Origin of the sequence: Sinorhizobium sp. 7-81, from assembly GCF_030124405.1 — a bacterium.
Lineage (GTDB): Bacteria > Pseudomonadota > Alphaproteobacteria > Rhizobiales > Rhizobiaceae > Sinorhizobium > Sinorhizobium psoraleae.
Map to the genome: position 1 here is coordinate 211,825 of NZ_JASKLT010000002.1, position 15,657 is coordinate 227,481.

At 63.4% G+C, this 15,657-nt stretch carries 13 protein-coding genes; 4 read left to right on the top strand and 9 right to left on the bottom strand.

All coding sequences use genetic code 11. The features are described 5' to 3' along the window. Positions 1 to 47: 47 nt before the first annotated feature. The 5 genes from QN224_RS08330 to QN224_RS08350 form a co-directional block, all read right to left on the bottom strand. Entirely contained in the window at positions 48 to 935 is an 888-nt protein-coding gene (locus QN224_RS08330; protein ID WP_283976260.1) for a branched-chain amino acid ABC transporter permease, read from the bottom strand. A 125-nt stretch (positions 936 to 1,060) separates the two neighbouring features. Then, positions 1,061 to 2,263 (bottom strand): ABC transporter substrate-binding protein, encoded by a 1,203-nt coding sequence (locus QN224_RS08335; protein WP_283976261.1) that lies wholly within the window; start codon positions 2,261 to 2,263, stop codon positions 1,061 to 1,063. Between the two features lie 44 nt (positions 2,264 to 2,307). Beyond that, complete coding sequence (locus QN224_RS08340; RefSeq protein WP_283976262.1) at positions 2,308 to 4,053, bottom strand: acetolactate synthase catalytic subunit; 1,746 nt, start codon at positions 4,051 to 4,053, stop codon at positions 2,308 to 2,310. Between the two features lie 35 nt (positions 4,054 to 4,088). Further along, a complete protein-coding gene (locus QN224_RS08345) occupies positions 4,089 to 5,090 on the bottom strand; it encodes an NAD(P)H-quinone oxidoreductase (RefSeq protein ID WP_283976263.1) in 1,002 nt (333 codons plus the stop codon). Continuing rightward, complete coding sequence (locus tag QN224_RS08350) at positions 5,087 to 6,151, bottom strand: alcohol dehydrogenase catalytic domain-containing protein (protein ID WP_283976264.1); 1,065 nt, start codon at positions 6,149 to 6,151, stop codon at positions 5,087 to 5,089. Before QN224_RS08350 ends, QN224_RS08345 begins: the two co-directional genes overlap by 4 nt. Positions 6,152 to 6,279: 128 nt before the next feature. Between QN224_RS08350 and QN224_RS08355 the strand changes: the two genes are divergently transcribed. Next, the gene (locus QN224_RS08355; RefSeq protein WP_283976265.1) at positions 6,280 to 6,996 is read left to right on the top strand and encodes a GntR family transcriptional regulator; all 717 of its coding nucleotides are present in this window, start codon (positions 6,280 to 6,282) and stop codon (positions 6,994 to 6,996) included. A 302-nt stretch (positions 6,997 to 7,298) separates the two neighbouring features. Then, positions 7,299 to 7,955: a GntR family transcriptional regulator gene (locus QN224_RS08360; protein WP_283976266.1), complete on the top strand. Its 657-nt coding sequence runs from the start codon at positions 7,299 to 7,301 to the stop codon at positions 7,953 to 7,955. Positions 7,956 to 8,019: 64 nt separating this feature from the next. Here the strand turns inward: QN224_RS08360 and QN224_RS08365 are convergent, their stop codons facing one another. Then, positions 8,020 to 9,456 carry an aldehyde dehydrogenase family protein gene (locus QN224_RS08365; RefSeq protein ID WP_283976267.1) on the bottom strand — a complete coding sequence of 479 codons (1,437 nt, stop codon included), beginning with the start codon at positions 9,454 to 9,456 and terminating at the stop codon, positions 8,020 to 8,022. After that, a complete protein-coding gene (lhgO, locus tag QN224_RS08370; protein ID WP_283976268.1) occupies positions 9,440 to 10,675 on the bottom strand; it encodes an L-2-hydroxyglutarate oxidase in 1,236 nt (411 codons plus the stop codon). The genes QN224_RS08365 and lhgO overlap by 17 nt, the downstream gene beginning before the upstream one ends. A 363-nt stretch (positions 10,676 to 11,038) precedes the next feature. On the opposite strand from lhgO, the gene pcaQ reads away from it, so the two are divergent. Continuing rightward, on the top strand, positions 11,039 to 11,965 hold the full coding sequence (gene pcaQ / locus QN224_RS08375; protein ID WP_283976904.1) for a pca operon transcription factor PcaQ: 927 nt from the start codon (positions 11,039 to 11,041) through the stop codon (positions 11,963 to 11,965). A gap of 85 nt (positions 11,966 to 12,050) precedes the next feature. Further along, on the top strand, positions 12,051 to 12,581 hold the full coding sequence (locus QN224_RS08380) for a GNAT family protein (RefSeq protein WP_283976269.1): 531 nt from the start codon (positions 12,051 to 12,053) through the stop codon (positions 12,579 to 12,581). A 112-nt stretch (positions 12,582 to 12,693) separates the two neighbouring features. Here QN224_RS08380 and ggt read toward each other — a convergent pair whose 3' ends face one another. Both ggt and QN224_RS08390 read right to left on the bottom strand, forming a co-directional pair. After that, positions 12,694 to 14,439: a gamma-glutamyltransferase gene (gene ggt, locus QN224_RS08385; protein ID WP_283976270.1), complete on the bottom strand. Its 1,746-nt coding sequence runs from the start codon at positions 14,437 to 14,439 to the stop codon at positions 12,694 to 12,696. Positions 14,440 to 14,642: 203 nt separating this feature from the next. Beyond that, a complete protein-coding gene (locus QN224_RS08390; RefSeq protein WP_269286565.1) occupies positions 14,643 to 15,305 on the bottom strand; it encodes a sulfite oxidase-like oxidoreductase in 663 nt (220 codons plus the stop codon). Positions 15,306 to 15,657 lie beyond the last annotated feature (352 nt).

Here is a 15,657-nt window from a genome sequence, read left to right on the forward strand (position 1 = left end):
CGCGGCGGGTACGGTGTTGTCGAGCGTGGTATCTGTCATGGCTTTCCTCATGGCGATACGTGCGAGAGGTTGAGTCGCTCGCTGAAGAGACCCGATGGCTTGAGGATCAGGATCAGCAGGAACACGCCGAAGACGGCGACCTCACGCAGATCGGATCCGATGTAGAAGCCGGCGAAGCTGTCGATCAGGCCGATGATCATCGCACCGGCAAAGGCGCCGCCGATCGAGCCAAGGCCGCCGAGCACCACCACCACGAAGGCGGTCAGCACGAAGTAGGTGCCGATGGTCGGGGATGTCGGATAGAGGGGTGCGACCATGGCGGCAGCAAAGCCTACGCAGGCAGCGCCGATGCCGAAGGTCAGCATGTAGATGCGGTTGACATTGATACCCATGAGCTGGGCGGCGGCGCGGTTCTGTGCCACGGCGCGAATGGCGCGGCCCATCTGCGTCCGCTGCAGGAACATCTGCAATCCGACCACGAGTGCTGCGGAAGCGAGCAGGATGATCACCTGCCCGAGCAGGACGCGGACAGGCCCGATCTGAATGGGCATGCGCAGGCCGCCCGGAGGCGTGTTGGCGATATCGGCGCCGAAGATCAGGAGCGCCAGGTTGATCAGTGCCGTGGAGAGACCCACTGTGGCGAAGATCTGGATATGGTCGTCGCGCGCACTCATCAGCGGCTGGATGATGAAGCGCTGCGTGGCGACGCCCACCAGGAACAAGAGCGGCGCGACCGCCACGACGGTTAGGAGCGGATGGAGACCCAGCTTGGCCGTGATCAGGTAGACAAGGTACATCCCGATCATCAGGAACTCGCCATGTGCGAAGTTCACGACCTTGACGATCCCGAAGATCAGGGTCAGGCCGATACTGACGATGGCAAAGAGGGCGCCGAGCATCAGGCCGCTGGCAAGCACTTGCAAAAACGTGTCCATCACGCCTCACTGTCTGTTGGGCACGGCGAACGGGACGAGACCGACCCGGCCGCAGCGTGCGAAACAAGGAGAACAGCTGCGGAAGGCGCAACCAACCTGCTGCGCCTTCCGCTCGGGAGGTCGCCTCAGTCGGCGAATTGCATCGGCGCAGTCGCCGCGGCGTCGGGATAGACCGTGACGAGTTTGCCGCCCTGCCACTGCATACCCATCATAGCGGCGCGTTCGTTCTGGTTGTTCTCGCCGAACTTGATGCCGTATCCGGCGGCGGTCGCACCGTCGGGAATGTCCATGGCCTTGACCGCCTCGACGAGGGTGTCAGGCTCGAAGCCCTCCGCCTTGCCGATCGCTTCGAGAATGGCCTTGGCGCCGACATAGTTGTTCAGCGAATGGCCGGAGCGCGGCACGCTGCCGTACTTCGCCTTGTAGGCCTCGATGAAGGCCTCGAGGCCAGGCGTCGCCTTGGTGTTGACGAGGTATTGGGTGAAGTCCACGTCGAGGACGCCGTCGATCACGTCATGGCCCACTGCATCGGCCGTCGGCTGCATGGAGTAGCCGCCGCCACCGCCGATGACGGCCGCAGGCTTGTAGCCGGCCTCGTTGGCCTGCTGCAGGAACAGGACGGAGTCGTTCTGGTAGGAAGTCTGCAGCACCACGTCGACGCCGGCCTGCTTCAGCTCCAGCACCAACGAGGACATGTCGACGGTCGCCGCCGGATAGCCGGAGGAAACGACCACGTTCAGGCCCCTCTCCTTGGCGTAGTTGGCCTGGTGCGTCGACACGGAGGTGCCGTAGCTCGAGTCTTCGTAGATGATGCCGATCTTCAGCTCTTCCGGCTTCTTGCCGATGCCAGGTGCGATCTTGTCCGCGACCATGTCGACGATCATCTTGCCCATGTCGGCGGCATAAGGGTTGGTGCGGAACAGGTACTTGAGGCCGCGTCCGGTCACCTCGTCGGCGACGGCACCGAGTTCGAAATAGGGAATGCCGGAAAGCTCGGCAACCTGGCTTGCCGCGATCGAGCGCGCCGACGAATAGGTGCCGAAGATCGCCGCAACCTGCTCGAGCGAGATGAGGCGGCGGGCCTCGCCGATCGCCTGGTTGTTGTCGACCGCGTCACCGCGAACCAGGACGACCTTTTCGCCCTGGATGCCGCCGGCTGCATTGATCTCGTCGACCGCGATCTCCAGACCGCGTGCGCTCTCCTCCCCGAGAAGCGCGAGTTGGCCACTGAAGGGATAAAGCGCACCGAATTTCACATCGGCATGCGCAGCGGTTGCCGACAGCACAATGGCTGCGACGGTAGTCTTCAGAAGATACGACAGTTTCATGTTCTCCTCCCGGAAGTGCCGTTGGTTACGATGGTCTCAAGGTCTCAGTAGTTCAGGGCGTCCTTCCCCTGAAAGCTGGTGATCGGCGGATGCGCGCGCTCGTCGGTGATGACGTCGATGACGGTGAGTTCGTCGCGCGAGAGTGCTTCCTTCAGCGCCGGCAGGAAGTCTTCCGGCCGGTCGACGCGAACGCCGTTGCAGCCAATGGCCCGTGCGATGGCCGCATGGTCGACCGCCTCGAAGTCGCAGACATCGGTGAAATTGCCGAACAGGCTGAGCTCGGCATGTTTCTGGTAGCCGAGGATCTGGTTGTTCAGCACTATAATGACGACCGGCAGCTTCATGCGGCGCGCCGTCTCCATCTCCGACCAGACATGGCCGAAGCCGCCGTCGCCGGTGAGGCAGACGACCGGCGCGTCCGGACGCGCCGCCTTGGCGCCGAGCGCATAGGGAAGGCCCCAGCCGAGGCCGGCGATGCCGCGCGGCGTGATGAAGCGCTGGCCGGCCTTGCGGGCGGTCAGGAAGTTGGCGATCCAGATCGACGAATAGCTGGCATCGGCGACGACGATGCTTTCCGGCGTCAGCACGCTGTCGAGATCGGCCATCAGGCGCTCCGGCCGCAGCGGCGCTGCGTCCATGTCGACGAGTTTCTTCATGTCCTCGCGATGGGCGGCAAGGCCGGTGGCGATCTTCTCCTCGAGCGCCTTCCGGCGAGTCGAAAGTGCCGACAGGTCCTCTTTCTCCAGCGCCTGCTTCAGCGCCGCGAGCGTCAGCTTGGCGTCGCCAGCAAGGCGCAGTGCCTCGTAGTTGCGGCCGATCTCGCCACCGTCCACGTCGAGATGGATATAGGTCGCGCCCTTCGGGTAGAGCGACCAGCTGTCGGTTCCGTTCTGGTTGGTGCGGTTGCCAATAAGAAGCACGACGTCGGCCTCGGTCACGAGGCTGCGCAGATGCGATGTGCGACCGCGCGGGGCCATGAAATAGCCGACGACACCGAGCGAGAGCGGATGGGTCTCGTCGACCGAGCCCTTGCCCATGACGGTGGTTGCGACCGGCAGGCCGAGCGCCTGCAAAGCAGAGAGCTCCGCGGATGCCTGCGAGGCATGCACGCCGCCGCCGGCGATCACGATCGGGGCTTTGGCCTTTGCGATAAGACTCGCGGCCTCGGCGATCCGGGTCGGATCTGCAGCGGTGCGGTCGAGCGGGAACGTTCCAAGGCTCGCGCTGCGGCGCGGTTGTGCGGGGTCGATCTCCGGACGCTCGTCCAGGACGTCGAGCGGGACGAGCAGGACCGCGGGGCCGGCGCGGCCGGTCGCGGCGGCGGTAAAGGCCATGTCGACATAGTCGTCGATGCGGGCCGGATCGGCCACGCGGCGGACCCATTTCGCGACACCCGAAAACAGCGCAAGATGATCGAGTTCCTGGAAGGCGTTCTTGTCGGTAAAGCGGCGCGAAACGTCCTGTACGATCGCGACGACCGGGATCGAGGCCTTCAGCGCCTCGGCGAGGCCGGGCACCAGGAGGGTCGCCGCCGGCCCGTTCTGAGCGGTGACGACGGAGACCTTGCCGGAGACCCGCGCGAAGGCGTCGGCCATGGCGGCGCCAGCGTTCTCGGTTCGGTAGCCGATCTGGCGGATGCCGTAGTCGGGCGCGGCCAGGAACAGGGCCGAGGGAATGCTCTGGCCGAAGATCTCCCTCACGCCGTGGCGCTGAAGGGCTGCGGCGAGCAGATGGGCGCCGGTCATGTTGTCGGCGCTCGATGTCGCCTGTGACCTGCTCATAACGTTCATGCTCATTTCCTTTCCTGGCCTTTCGGAGGGCAGGCCTATGCCTGCGTGTCCATAACGAGAACGATCTTGCCGGTGTGGCTGCCGCTATCCATGCGGGCATGGGCATCGGCGACCTTTTCAAAGGGATAGGTGGAGTCGATCAGCGGCCGCGCCTGGCCGCGCGCAAGAACCGGCAGCACGTGCTCCTCGAGCGAGACAGCAAGCTTCGCCTTCATGGCGAGCGGGCGGGCGCGCAACGTCGAACCGGTGAGTGTGATCCGCTTCATCAGGAGCGGCAGGAAGTCGACTTCCGCCTTCGAGCCTTTCTGGAAGGCGATCTGGGCGATGCGGCCATCGACGGCGACGGCCTCGAGGTTGCGGGCGATATAGTCGCCGCCGACCATGTCGAGGATGACATCGGGGCCGCGACCGCCTGTAAGCTCCTTCGAAACGGCCACGAAATCCTGGCGGCGGTAATCGATCGCGCCATCGGCGCCGAGTTTCAGGCACGCCTCGCATTTCTCGGGCGATCCGGCGGTGACAATCACCTTGGCGCCGAAGGCCTTCGCGAGCAACAGTGCCGTCGTGCCGATGCCGGACGTGCCACCATGGATGAGCAGCGTCTCGCCCGGCTTCAGGCCCGCCCGCTCGAAGACATTGCTCCAGACCGTGAAATAGGTTTCGGGAAAGGCGCCGGCCTCCACGAAGGACATGCCCTCCGGCACCGGAAGCGCGGAAGCCTCCTGCACGACCGCCCATTCGGCATAAGCGCCGCTGTGGACCAGCGCCATCACCCGGTCACCGGGTTTGAAGCGGCGCACGTCGGACCCGAGGCTTTCGACGAAGCCCGCGAGCTCCAGCCCGAGTATGTCGGAAGCACCCGGCGGGGGCGGATAGTTACCCTGACGCTGCATCACGTCGGGTCGGTTGATGCCGGCGGCGCAGACGCGCACGAGCATCTCGCCTTCGCCGGGAACGGGGCGCGGCCGCTCGACGATCTGAAGAACCTCAGGCCCGCCGGGCCTGGATGCGATGACGGCACGGGTGGTGGCGCTCATGCCTCTTCTCCATTGATTTGCTGGTTCAAAGCACCGGGAAGCAGCAGCACTTTCACCGCCTGCCGGCTGCGGGCGAGTTCGAAGGCTTCGACGGCCTGCGATAGCGGTCGCCGATGGGTGATGAGGCGCGAGAGCGTCCTGGCATTCTCGGCAAGCAATCGGATTGCCTCCTCGAGCGCCGTCGATGTCGTGTCGTGAGCCGCGCGTATCTGCTTCTTCTCGCGAACGAAGCGGGTGAGGTCGAGCTGGAGCGGCCTCGAGTGGATGCCGGCGGCCACCAGAATGCCGCTGGAGCGCAGCACCGCGAGGCCGTCGGCGACCGATTGGGCAACGCCCGTGGCTTCGATCACGCGATCCGCCGGCTGGCCGAAGGTCTCGGCAACGGCCTCGGCAAGACTGGTTTCCGCAAGATCGGCGATGTGAGCAATGCCCATCTCGCGGGCGAGGGAGAGGCGCACCGTGTCGTTGAAGCCGGCCAGCAAAACATTGGCGCCGCGGTTTGCAGCAACCCAGGCAATGCCGAGGCCAATCGGTCCCGGCCCGAGGACGACAGTGCGGTCGCCGGGCGTTAGATCGGCGACGTCGACGGCGTTGACGGCGACCGAGAGCGGCTCGGTCAGTGCGGCAATCTGGAGATCGAGGCCGTCGGGAATACGGCGACAGTTGGCAGCCGGCACCGTGACCCTCTCGGCGAAGCCGCCGTCGCAGTGAAGACCGATGATGCTGCGGTTGCCGCAGTCCTGCGGCCGCCCGGCGCTGCAGGCATGACACTTACCGCAGGTCTTTGTCGGCCAGCAGGTGACGCGATCGCCGGCTCGAAAGCCGCTTACCCCCTCCCCGACGGATTGCACCACGCCGGAGAACTCGTGGCCGATCGTGACCGGCATGACTGCAGTCATGAACTCGTACCCAGCTGTCCACTCATAGGCATGGATATCGCTGCCGCAGATGCCGGCGGCCGCCACCTCGATGGCCAGCTCCCCATTGCCGGGCGCCTGCGCAGCACCGAGCGATACGAGCTCGGCGCCAAACGCGGCCACGGTCTTGCGCAGCGCGATCATGCTTGTCCTCCGCTTTTGCTTCGGCGACTGGCCTCCTCGCCCGTCCCTGTGTACGATTTCTGCTCGCACAAGCCGAAGTTTGTGATATATGTAATTTGTTATAACACTATCTGCGAAGAAGGTGACGCGTGTCAAGAAGCCTGCAAGAAAATAGTGCGAAGACCCTGGAAGAGGCCGATTGGGTGCAGCCGATCGTCAAGGAGAACCTGAGCGATCGCGCCTATTCCGACCTGCGCCAGGCGCTGATGCGCGGGCAGTTGCGACCGGGCGCACTCCTGCGCCTGCGGCCGATGTCGGCACGATTCGGGATCAGCGCCACGCCGATGCGCGAGGCCCTGCTGCGGCTCGTGAGCGAGAAAGCGTTGGCCCTCGACGCACGCGGAACCGTGGTTGTCCCCACCCTCACGCTCGGCCAATTGCTCGAGATCCGCGCGGTTCGGACCGATCTGGAGGGGCGCGCGGCAGCGGCAGCGGCCAGATGTGCGTCCAAGCAGGAAATCGACGGGTTGGAGGCTATCCATCGGCAAATCTCGCAGTGCCATCTTTCGCAGCAGTTCGAAAAGGCCGTCGACCTTAATACCGAGTTCCACCTGAGCCTGTGCCGCATTGGGCGCATGCCGATCGTCTACGATATCGTCGAAAGCCTCTGGGTACGCTGCGGGCCGATCCTGTCGCATCTCTACGACGCCGGGCTGCCGGACTGGGAGCCGCATCCACACTTGCGCGTAATCGCGGCGCTACGGGCCGGCGACGGAGAAGGAGCGCGCGATGCCATCCGTGAGGATATCGAGCGCGGAGGCCAGGGCCTCCTGACACAGGTGAAGGATGTCGACCCTGGCACGTAATGGGCTGGCGCTCCGTCATCGCCATGCGAACGCGGGACGATCAATGTCATGTGCCCCGACACCCACTGCTCGCTTTTGCAACTTGCGAGCTAGTGGGCCTTGACGCAACGTCTCCAGGTTGGTGACATCGTTGTCACAATGGCGACTGCCGGAACTGACGCGAGCCTCGCGACTCATAAGCAAGTCGTGCTCATAAGTATTGAGGAGGAAAACTGGGTGGGCTCCCTTGGACCCGCTCGAACACCGACTGAATCCATGTATGATACATCAAGTTTTTGCCTGAAGTGCGAGGATCCTCTGGAATGGACGAGCTGCAAGTCCTGAACCACGCGAACCTGAGTGATACCGTCTATGCAACGCTGTGCGACGCCTTGATGAAGGGCCGATTCAACCCCGGCGACCGTCTGAAGATTCGCGATCTTGCCGAGCAGCTGGGCACGAGCGTGACGCCCGTGCGAGACGCTATTCTTCGCTTGAGCCACGACGACGCACTTGTTTTCCAGACCGCCCGCAACATCCAGATCCCGCACATGACCAAGGCACGATACCTGGAAATCAGGGCTATTCGCCTCCGGCTTGAGGCGTTGGCGGCGGAAACAGCCGCTTCGGTGGCGAGCCAGAAAGATATCCAGGATCTGAGGAGGATCCTGGATGCAAACGAAAAGGCACTGGCGGAGGGCGACCGCCTGGCCGGGGCCGAGCTAAACCAGGCGTTCCACTTCCAACTGGCGACAATCGCGAAGCTGCCCACCCTGCACAGCATCCTGCGCCGGCTTTGGCTGCAGATGGGCCCGCTGATCGCCGATGTCTATCTTGCTGGCGGTCGCGATATGATCGATTACCATTATGCCGTCCTCAAGTCATTGGAGCGCCATCGTCCGAAGGATGCCGCCGAGGCCATCATGAGCGACATTCTGAACGGGGGCAAAGTGCTGCTGGACAAGGTCCAGGGGCCCTGAATAGAGCGACTCCGGGGCTGTTGCGGGAAGGGCCGCCGCTTGCCGCACCGGCCCCTCTTCTGTCTCATGCGAGGGTGTACGCCGTCTTGACCGACGTATAGAACTCGCGGGCATAAGCACCCTGTTCGCGCGGCCCATAGGACGAGCCCTTGCGGCCGCCGAACGGCACATGATAGTCGACGCCGGCCGTCGGAAGGTTCACCATCACCATGCCGGCGGCGGACTTGTGCTTGAAGTCCTCTGCATATTTCAGCGAGGTCGTGCAGATGCCGGACGACAGGCCGAATTGCGTGTCGTTTGCGATCTCGAGGGCGTCGTCGTAGTTCCTGGCGCGAATGACGGTTGCGACGGGCCCGAAGATCTCCTCGCGATTGATGCGCATGTCGTTGCTCGTCTCGACAAAGAGCGCCGGCGACATGTAGTAGCCCGGATGCTCGCGGTTCAGCCGCTCACCACCGAATGCCAGCCGCGCGCCTTCTTCCTTGCCCAGGCGAACATAGTCCAGATCCTGCTCGAACTGGCTCTCGCTGACGACGGGGCCGATCTCGCTTGCCTTGTCGAGCGCGTGCCCAACGCGCAGTTTGGAGAGCTTGGCGACGACGCCTTCGACGAACCTGTCGTGAATGCCGTCCTCGACAATCAGCCGGCTCGACGCGGTGCAGCGCTGGCCGGTCGAGAAGAACGCGCCGTTGACTGCCGTATTGATCGCGAGGTCCAGGTCGGCGTCGTTCAGGACGACAAGCGGGTTCTTGCCACCCATCTCCATCTGGACCTTTTTCCCACTCTGGAAGCAGGCAATACCGATGCGGCTGCCCGTCGGCACCGACCCGGTGAAGCTGATGGCGCGCACCTTCGGATGATCGACGAGGGCCTGGCCGACCTTGGAACCGGGACCCATCACGAGATTGAAGACACCCTCGGGAAGCCCGGAGCGCGAGATGATTTCGGAGAGCGCCCAGGCCGAGCCGGGAACGATTTCCGCCGGCTTGAAGACCACGCAGTTGCCATAGGCCAGCGCCGGCGCGATCTTCCAGGCCGGGATGGCGATCGGGAAGTTCCAGGGCGTGATGAGGCCGATCACGCCTTCGGGCTCGCGAACCACATCGATGTCGACGCCGGGGCGCACGGAACGGACACGCTCGCCGTTGAGCCGCAACGCCTCCCCTGCGAAAAACTTGAAGACACGGCCCGCGCGGACGACTTCGCCGATACCTTCCGACAGGATCTTGCCTTCCTCGCGCGAGAGCAGCGTGCCGAGCTCTTCGCGGCGCGCCAGAATCTCGGTGCCGATCTTGTCGAGGATGTCGGAGCGCACTTCGGGCGTGGAACGTGACCAGGAGAAAGAGGCCGCTGCGGCCGCTTCGATTGCGGTGTTGGTCGCAGCCGCGTCGGCGGACGCATAGAGCCCGATAACGTCGCTCGTGTCGCTCGGGTTGATGTTGCGGATCCTCGACGATCCTTCGGTCCATTCGTTGCCGATGAAGTTACGCATGAGTTCCATGAAACGTCTCCGATGGTTTCGTTGGGGAAGGGCCACCTTGCAGCAGGCGGTCCACGATCATTCGACCGATCGGAATTGCGGACGTCGCGGCCGGCGATGGCGCGTTGCAGACGTGGAGCATCCGTTCGGTCTGTTTGAAGAGAAAGTCATGGACAAGGCTGCCATCGGCCATGACCGCCTGCGCACGAATGCCGACTTGCAGGGCAGTGAGGTCGTCGAGCGTCAACGACGGGCAGTATTTCCGGCACTCCTTGAGATAGCGAGACCGCGACGCCGAATTGGCAAATTCGCTGATGGCCGAACGCCAATTCCGCGCCGCCATTTTCCAGAAGCCGGGAAATGCCGCCATAGTCCAGACATCGGCCAGGGCGAAGCTCCCTTTGGGATAGCCCTCGCGCGCAAAGCCCAGCACGGCATTGGGACCGACGGTCATGCCTCCATCGATTGTCCGCGTCAGATGAATTCCCAGGAACGGCAGGTCAGGATCGGGAATAGGGTAAATGAGGCGCTGCGTTACGCCGGCCTTCGACGCCGGGAGCAGGTAATACTCCCCGCGGAACGGAACGATCCGGTGATCGATCCTGAGCCCGGCCATGAGGGCGATACGGTCCGACTGCAGGCCGGCGCAGACGATCAGCTTGCGGGCTTCGATGCGATGGGATGCGCTCTCGATCCGCACGCTCTGGTCCCGCTCGCGGATGGCGGTGACCTCGACCCCGCACCGAATTTCGCCGCTACGGGCCTCGATGCGCCCTGACATCGCCCGGCACACGGCCGAATAGTCGACGATCCCGGTCGCGTGGACGAGCAGGGCGCCCAGGCCGGCGATATTCGGCTCGTCCGATCGCAATTGCGGTGTTGATAGACGAGTGTATTCGATGCGGTTCTGGCGCGCCCTTTCTTCCAAGGCGTCCATTCGCTGCATCTCGGCGTCGTTCGTCGCGACCAGCAATTTGCCGCAGGTTTCAAACGGGATGCCGTTCTCGGTGCAGAACTGCTTGGTCGCCTCCGCTCCCTCGCGGCAGAGCTTCGCTTTCAGGGAGCCCGGCGCATAGTAAATTCCGGCGTGGATCACACCGCTGTTGTGACCCGTCTGATGGCGCGCGAGTTCGCGTTCCTTTTCGAGGAGCACGATGCTGACGCCGGGCATCCTCTCCTGCAGCGCCATGGCGACCGCCAGGCCAACGATGCCGCCCCCGATGATGCAATAATCGTACATTCCGCAAACCCACCCGACCCTGCTGAACTGAAGGCGGCCAGCCCTGCCTCTGCTCATCATCTTTCCGGCATTGAACACGCATGATGCATCATACGTCAAGATGAAAGCCTGCCGGATGTGTCAAGCGGTTTGGATCAGTCCGTCTCGATTTTTCGCGGCGCAAGCGGCCCGATCGGCGGTCTTTGTTGCCGATACAGAGGCGACCCAACCCACTTCGCGCATCTAGTCTTTGCCAAGTGAGCTATCGGGAACTAGATTGTCTGAAATAGTGCCAAAAATGAGAGAGCAAGCGACTCCGCCAATGTACGAAGAGCCTATACACCTCGTTGAATTTATTGATCATTTCACGAGATCGCGTCATTGTTGAAAAACCATGCCATCAAGTTTCGCCATCTGCAGACATTTGTCGAGGTCGCGCGCCAGAAGAGCGTGATGAAAGCGGCCGGAATCTTGCATGTCAGTCAGCCGGCGGTTACCAAGACGATCCGCGAACTGGAGGAGGTGCTGGGCGTCGCCGTGTTCGAGCGGGAGGGGCGCGGCATCAGGATCACCCGCTATGGCGAGGTCTTTCTCCGCCATGCCGGTGCCGCGCTGACAGCGCTCAGGCAGGGGCTCGACTCGGTCTCGCAGGAACGGTCCGGCGAAGGTCCGCCGATCCGGGTCGGGGCGCTGCCGACCGTTTCCACCCGCATCATGCCCCGCGCCATGGCGCTCTTTCTCAAGGAGGAAACCGGCACCCGCACCAAGATCGTCACCGGAGAAAACGCGGTGCTGCTGGAGCAGTTGCGCGTCGGCGACCTGGACCTTGTCGTCGGCAGGCTCGCCGCGCCCGACAAGATGACCGGATTTTCCTTCGAGCACCTCTATTCCGAACAGGTGGTCTTCGCTGTACGCCCAGGCCACCCGCTCATCGCTGGCAAGCAATCGATCTTCGCCCATCTCGGGGACTACCCCGTTCTGATGCCCACCCGTGCCTCGATCATTCGTCCCTTCGTCGAGCGGCTCCTGATTGCGAACGGCATTGCCAGCCTGCCGAACCAGATCGAGACCGTCTCCGATTCCTTCGGTCGCGCCTTCGTGCGCTCGAGCGACGCGATCTGGATCATCTCGGCCGGCGTCGTCGCGACCGATGTCGAAGACGGCCTCCTGGCGACTTTGCCGATCGACACCAGCGAGACCAAGGGGCCAGTCGGCCTCACCATGCGCACTGATGCGATTCCGTCCTTGCCGCTCGCCATCCTGATACAGACCATCCGCGAGGCGGCCGAAGTGGCGATGCCGACTGGCTGAACGCTGTGCCAGGAAGCGGCGCTTTACTTTCACCGACCGATCGCGAGAATGCCCGGCACCGGCGTTTTCATCCCTGTCGTCCGTCATGTCCGAAACAGAACTGCAGCTCGAAGATTTCGCGGAAGACCATGCCCGGGACCTGCCGAGCTGGTTCCCGACACTGCAATCGCTCATCCAGTGGGGCGGACCGGATGTCCGCTTTCCGCTCGACAAGCGACAGATCGAGGCGATGGTCGCCGAAACGGCCGGCTCGGAGCCGAAGCGCTGGATCTTTTCCGGCGTCGTGCGAGGCGCCGTTGCGGGCCATGCGCAGGTCGCCCTCGACTGGCGGAACGGCGTCGCGCGCCTCGCCCGGATCGCGGTCAATCCGCTCTTTCGCGGCCAGGGGCTCGCCTGTCCCTTCCTACGGCTCGTCGTTCAGCGTGTCTTTGCGGTTCCCGCATTCGAGCGGCTGAAGCTCAACGTGTATACCTTCAACAGCGCGGCGATCCGCACCTATCTCAGCCTCGGTTTCATCGAGGAAGGCGTACGCCGCTCGTCGGTGAAGGTCGGCGACGAACGCTGGGACACCGCAATGTATGGCCTGCTGCGCGGCGATCTGGCCGAAATTCAGTAGGACGACTTGACGGAGCAGTAATGCCCGGCTGCAGCCTATCGCGCTCCTGGAGTATTTCCACCAGAGGGTAACTAGGGCGTGGCACCCCGGCAATGCCGGCACCGTGTCTTTGCTAATATCCCCTCGCCGCACCTGCCCCAATGCGGCTGTCGACGGCCCCGTTGTAGCGGGCGCCGCCGCCGGCCTCGATCTCCGTCAGGTTTTCGCCGCCGACGAGGATGCCGGTCGCCTGTCCCCAGATCATCCAGTTTTCGTCGATCTCGACGTCATGGCCCATGGCGGCGAGAAGCTTGCGGGTATCCGGCGAGAGCGCATAGGGCTCCATGAACACCTTGTCCGGCAGCCATTGATGGTGGAGGCGCGGCGCGTCGACCGCTTCCTGAATGTTCATGCCGTGGTCGATGACGTTGATGATCGCCTCGAGCGTGATGGTGATGATACGCGCGCCGCCGGGACTGCCGATCACCATGAAGGGCTTGCCGTCCTTGGAGATGATCGTCGGGCTCATCGACGAGAGCGGCGTCTTGCCCGGCGCGATCGCGTTCGCCTCGCCCTGGACGAGACCATAGAGATTGGGCGCGCCGGGCTTGGCGGTAAAATCGTCCATTTCGTTGTTGAGCAGGATCCCGGTTCCGGGTGCCACCACACCCGCGCCGAAGGAGCCGTTCAGCGTATAGGTGACGGCGACCGCATTGCCCTCGTCGTCGATGATCGAATAGTGGGTCGTTTCCTTGCTTTCGGTGAAACCTGCCGGCATCAGCGCCTGTGAGACGCCGGCCCTGAAGGGTTCGATCTTCTCGCGGATCTCCTTGGCATAGGCCTTGTCGACGAGTTTGCTGACAGGATTTTCGACGAAATCCGGATCGCCGAGCGCGGTGTTGCGGTCCACATAGGCGTGCCGCATGGCCTCGATCATGGCATGGACCGTCTCCGCCGAACCGTAGCCGAGATAGGAGAGCGGATAGCCCTCGAGGATGTTGAGGATCTCGCAGATGATGACGCCGCCCGACGACGGCGGCGGCGAGGAAACGATGTCATAGCCGCGGTAGTTGCATTTCACCGGTTCCAGCTCGCGAACGGCATATTGCTCGAAATCCTTCTTGGCGAGGATGCCGCCCTTTTCCGCACTCGCCTTGACGATCGCATCGGCAATCGCGCCCTTGTAGAAGGCGTCCGGACCCTTCTCCGCGATGCTTGACAGCGAGGCCGCAAGATCGGCCTGGACAAGCTTCTCGCCGACCGCGAAGGGCTTGCCGTCCGGTTTCAGAAAGATCGCCGCTGCCGCCGGGTCCTTCGCCAACCGCTCCGTTTTACCGTCGAAAGAGTCGACGTCGCCCTGCTCCAGCACGAAGCCTTCCTTGGCGAGCTTGATCGCCGGCGCGATCAGTTCCTCGAGCGGGCGCGTGCCATAGCGGCTGCGCGCGTGCTCGAAACCCATCACCGGGCCGGGCACCCCGACGGCGAGATAGCCATTGGTGCTCAAGCCTTTGACGAGATCGCCCTTGTCGTCGAGATACATGGATTTGGTGGCGGCGAGTGGCGCACGTTCGCGAAAGTCGAGAAACGTGGTCTTGCCGTCTTTGAAACGGATGGTCATGAAGCCGCCGCCGCCGATATTGCCGGCGGTCGGATAGACGACGGCGAGCGCATAACCGACGGCGACAGCCGCGTCGACCGCGTTGCCGCCCCTTTTCAGGACTTCCACGCCGATATCGGACGCGAGATGCTGGGCGGTAACGACCATGCCGTGCTCGGCTTTGATCGGCTCCGGCGACGCCGCCTGGGCCCTCCACGGTGAAACCGCGACAAGCGCGAATATCAAAGCAAGGGACAGGCTCTTCACGCTCAGACTGCGCATGCTTTCCTCCGGCGACTGGAATGATTGCCCGCTTCTGCATGATTGCATAAATCGGAATCGATTTAAGGACAAAATCATACAGCAATTCAAAGCGCTACAGCGACCTTTGCGCGTCCGATTGGACGCGCGGCGCTGTAGATGATGCCCTCAACCGATGACTGTAGCAGCAAAATTCACCGGCTGCACTCAGGAAGGGGCCCGCATCAATCGCCGGAATAGCGCTCCTCGCGCCAAGGATCCCCGCGCATGTGATAACCGTTCCGCTCCCAGAAGCCGGCCATGTCGGCAGCGCGAAAATCGATCCGCCTCAGCCACTTGGCACTTTTCCAGAGGTAGAGGTGCGGTACGATGAGGCGCATCGGACCGCCATGGGCGCGGCTGATCGGAGCGCCTTCCCAACTTGTCGCGAGGATCGCGTCTTCTGCGGCAAAATCGACGAGCGGAAGATTGGTGGTATAGCCGTCATAGCTCGTCAGTATGACGTATTCTGCCTCGGGCTTTGGCATCACGCGGTCGAGCAGGTCGCGGGTCAGCACGCCCTGCCAGCGATTGTCGTAACGCGACCAGGTCGTGACGCAATGTATGTCGGAGAGACTGTCGCTCCGCGGCAACGACTGAAACGCCGCCCAGTCGAGCGACAGCGGGTTCTCGATGAGGCCCGTCAGGTCAAGCCGCCACGTCTCCAGCACGATGTGCGGCTGCTGCCCGAGATCCAGAACCGGCCAGTCCTTGACGAGGTGCTGGCCAGGGGGAAGACGGTCGGTCTCCGGACGGGCGACGCGCCCGGTCAGGAACTTGCCATCCGCCGCCCAGCGCCGTTTGGTGGAGGTCAGTTTGGTCTCCAGTACCGGTTCGTCCTCGGCCATGATGCACCCGCCCGTCGTTTTTTTTATTTCTGAGGCCGATTTGAGGCTCGAAAGGCCGCGGCGTCAAGCAAGCGGTTCGGGTGTCTGCCCATACCCGTTCGAGCTAACTCGACCGGGTAGGTTCATTGACTATCCGCTTCCGCCATGACACTCTCTGCTGCAGTGCAGCAATGCTGCGCACCTGTCTCGTACGGTCACCCTGCTCGGTGGAGGACTGTTTTCTTGCGGCCGGATGAACACCTCTTCGGAAACGCGCGCGCACTCGCGCCAGCCCGGTGGCCTTCGCCCACGCGCGGCCTGATATCGCAGGTTGCGCCCACCCAGGAGCGACCGACCCAACAATTGCCGTCAT

Excerpts from the sequence above, each read along its gene's own strand:
- ggt (WP_283976270.1), bottom strand. The coding sequence starts at position 14,439 with ATGCGCAGTCTGAGCGTGAAGAGCCTGTCCCTTGCTTTGATATTCGCG.
- QN224_RS08350 (WP_283976264.1), bottom strand. The coding sequence starts at position 6,151 with ATGATCGCGCTGCGCAAGACCGTGGCCGCGTTTGGCGCCGAGCTCGTA.
- QN224_RS08345 (WP_283976263.1), bottom strand. The coding sequence starts at position 5,090 with ATGAGCGCCACCACCCGTGCCGTCATCGCATCCAGGCCCGGCGGGCCT.
- QN224_RS08340 (WP_283976262.1), bottom strand. The coding sequence starts at position 4,053 with ATGAACGTTATGAGCAGGTCACAGGCGACATCGAGCGCCGACAACATG.
- QN224_RS08380 (WP_283976269.1), top strand. The coding sequence starts at position 12,051 with ATGTCCGAAACAGAACTGCAGCTCGAAGATTTCGCGGAAGACCATGCC.
- lhgO (WP_283976268.1), bottom strand. The coding sequence starts at position 10,675 with ATGTACGATTATTGCATCATCGGGGGCGGCATCGTTGGCCTGGCGGTC.
- QN224_RS08330 (WP_283976260.1), bottom strand. The coding sequence starts at position 935 with ATGGACACGTTTTTGCAAGTGCTTGCCAGCGGCCTGATGCTCGGCGCC.
- QN224_RS08360 (WP_283976266.1), top strand. The coding sequence starts at position 7,299 with ATGGACGAGCTGCAAGTCCTGAACCACGCGAACCTGAGTGATACCGTC.
- QN224_RS08335 (WP_283976261.1), bottom strand. The coding sequence starts at position 2,263 with ATGAAACTGTCGTATCTTCTGAAGACTACCGTCGCAGCCATTGTGCTG.
- QN224_RS08365 (WP_283976267.1), bottom strand. The coding sequence starts at position 9,456 with ATGGAACTCATGCGTAACTTCATCGGCAACGAATGGACCGAAGGATCG.
- QN224_RS08390 (WP_269286565.1), bottom strand. The coding sequence starts at position 15,305 with ATGGCCGAGGACGAACCGGTACTGGAGACCAAACTGACCTCCACCAAA.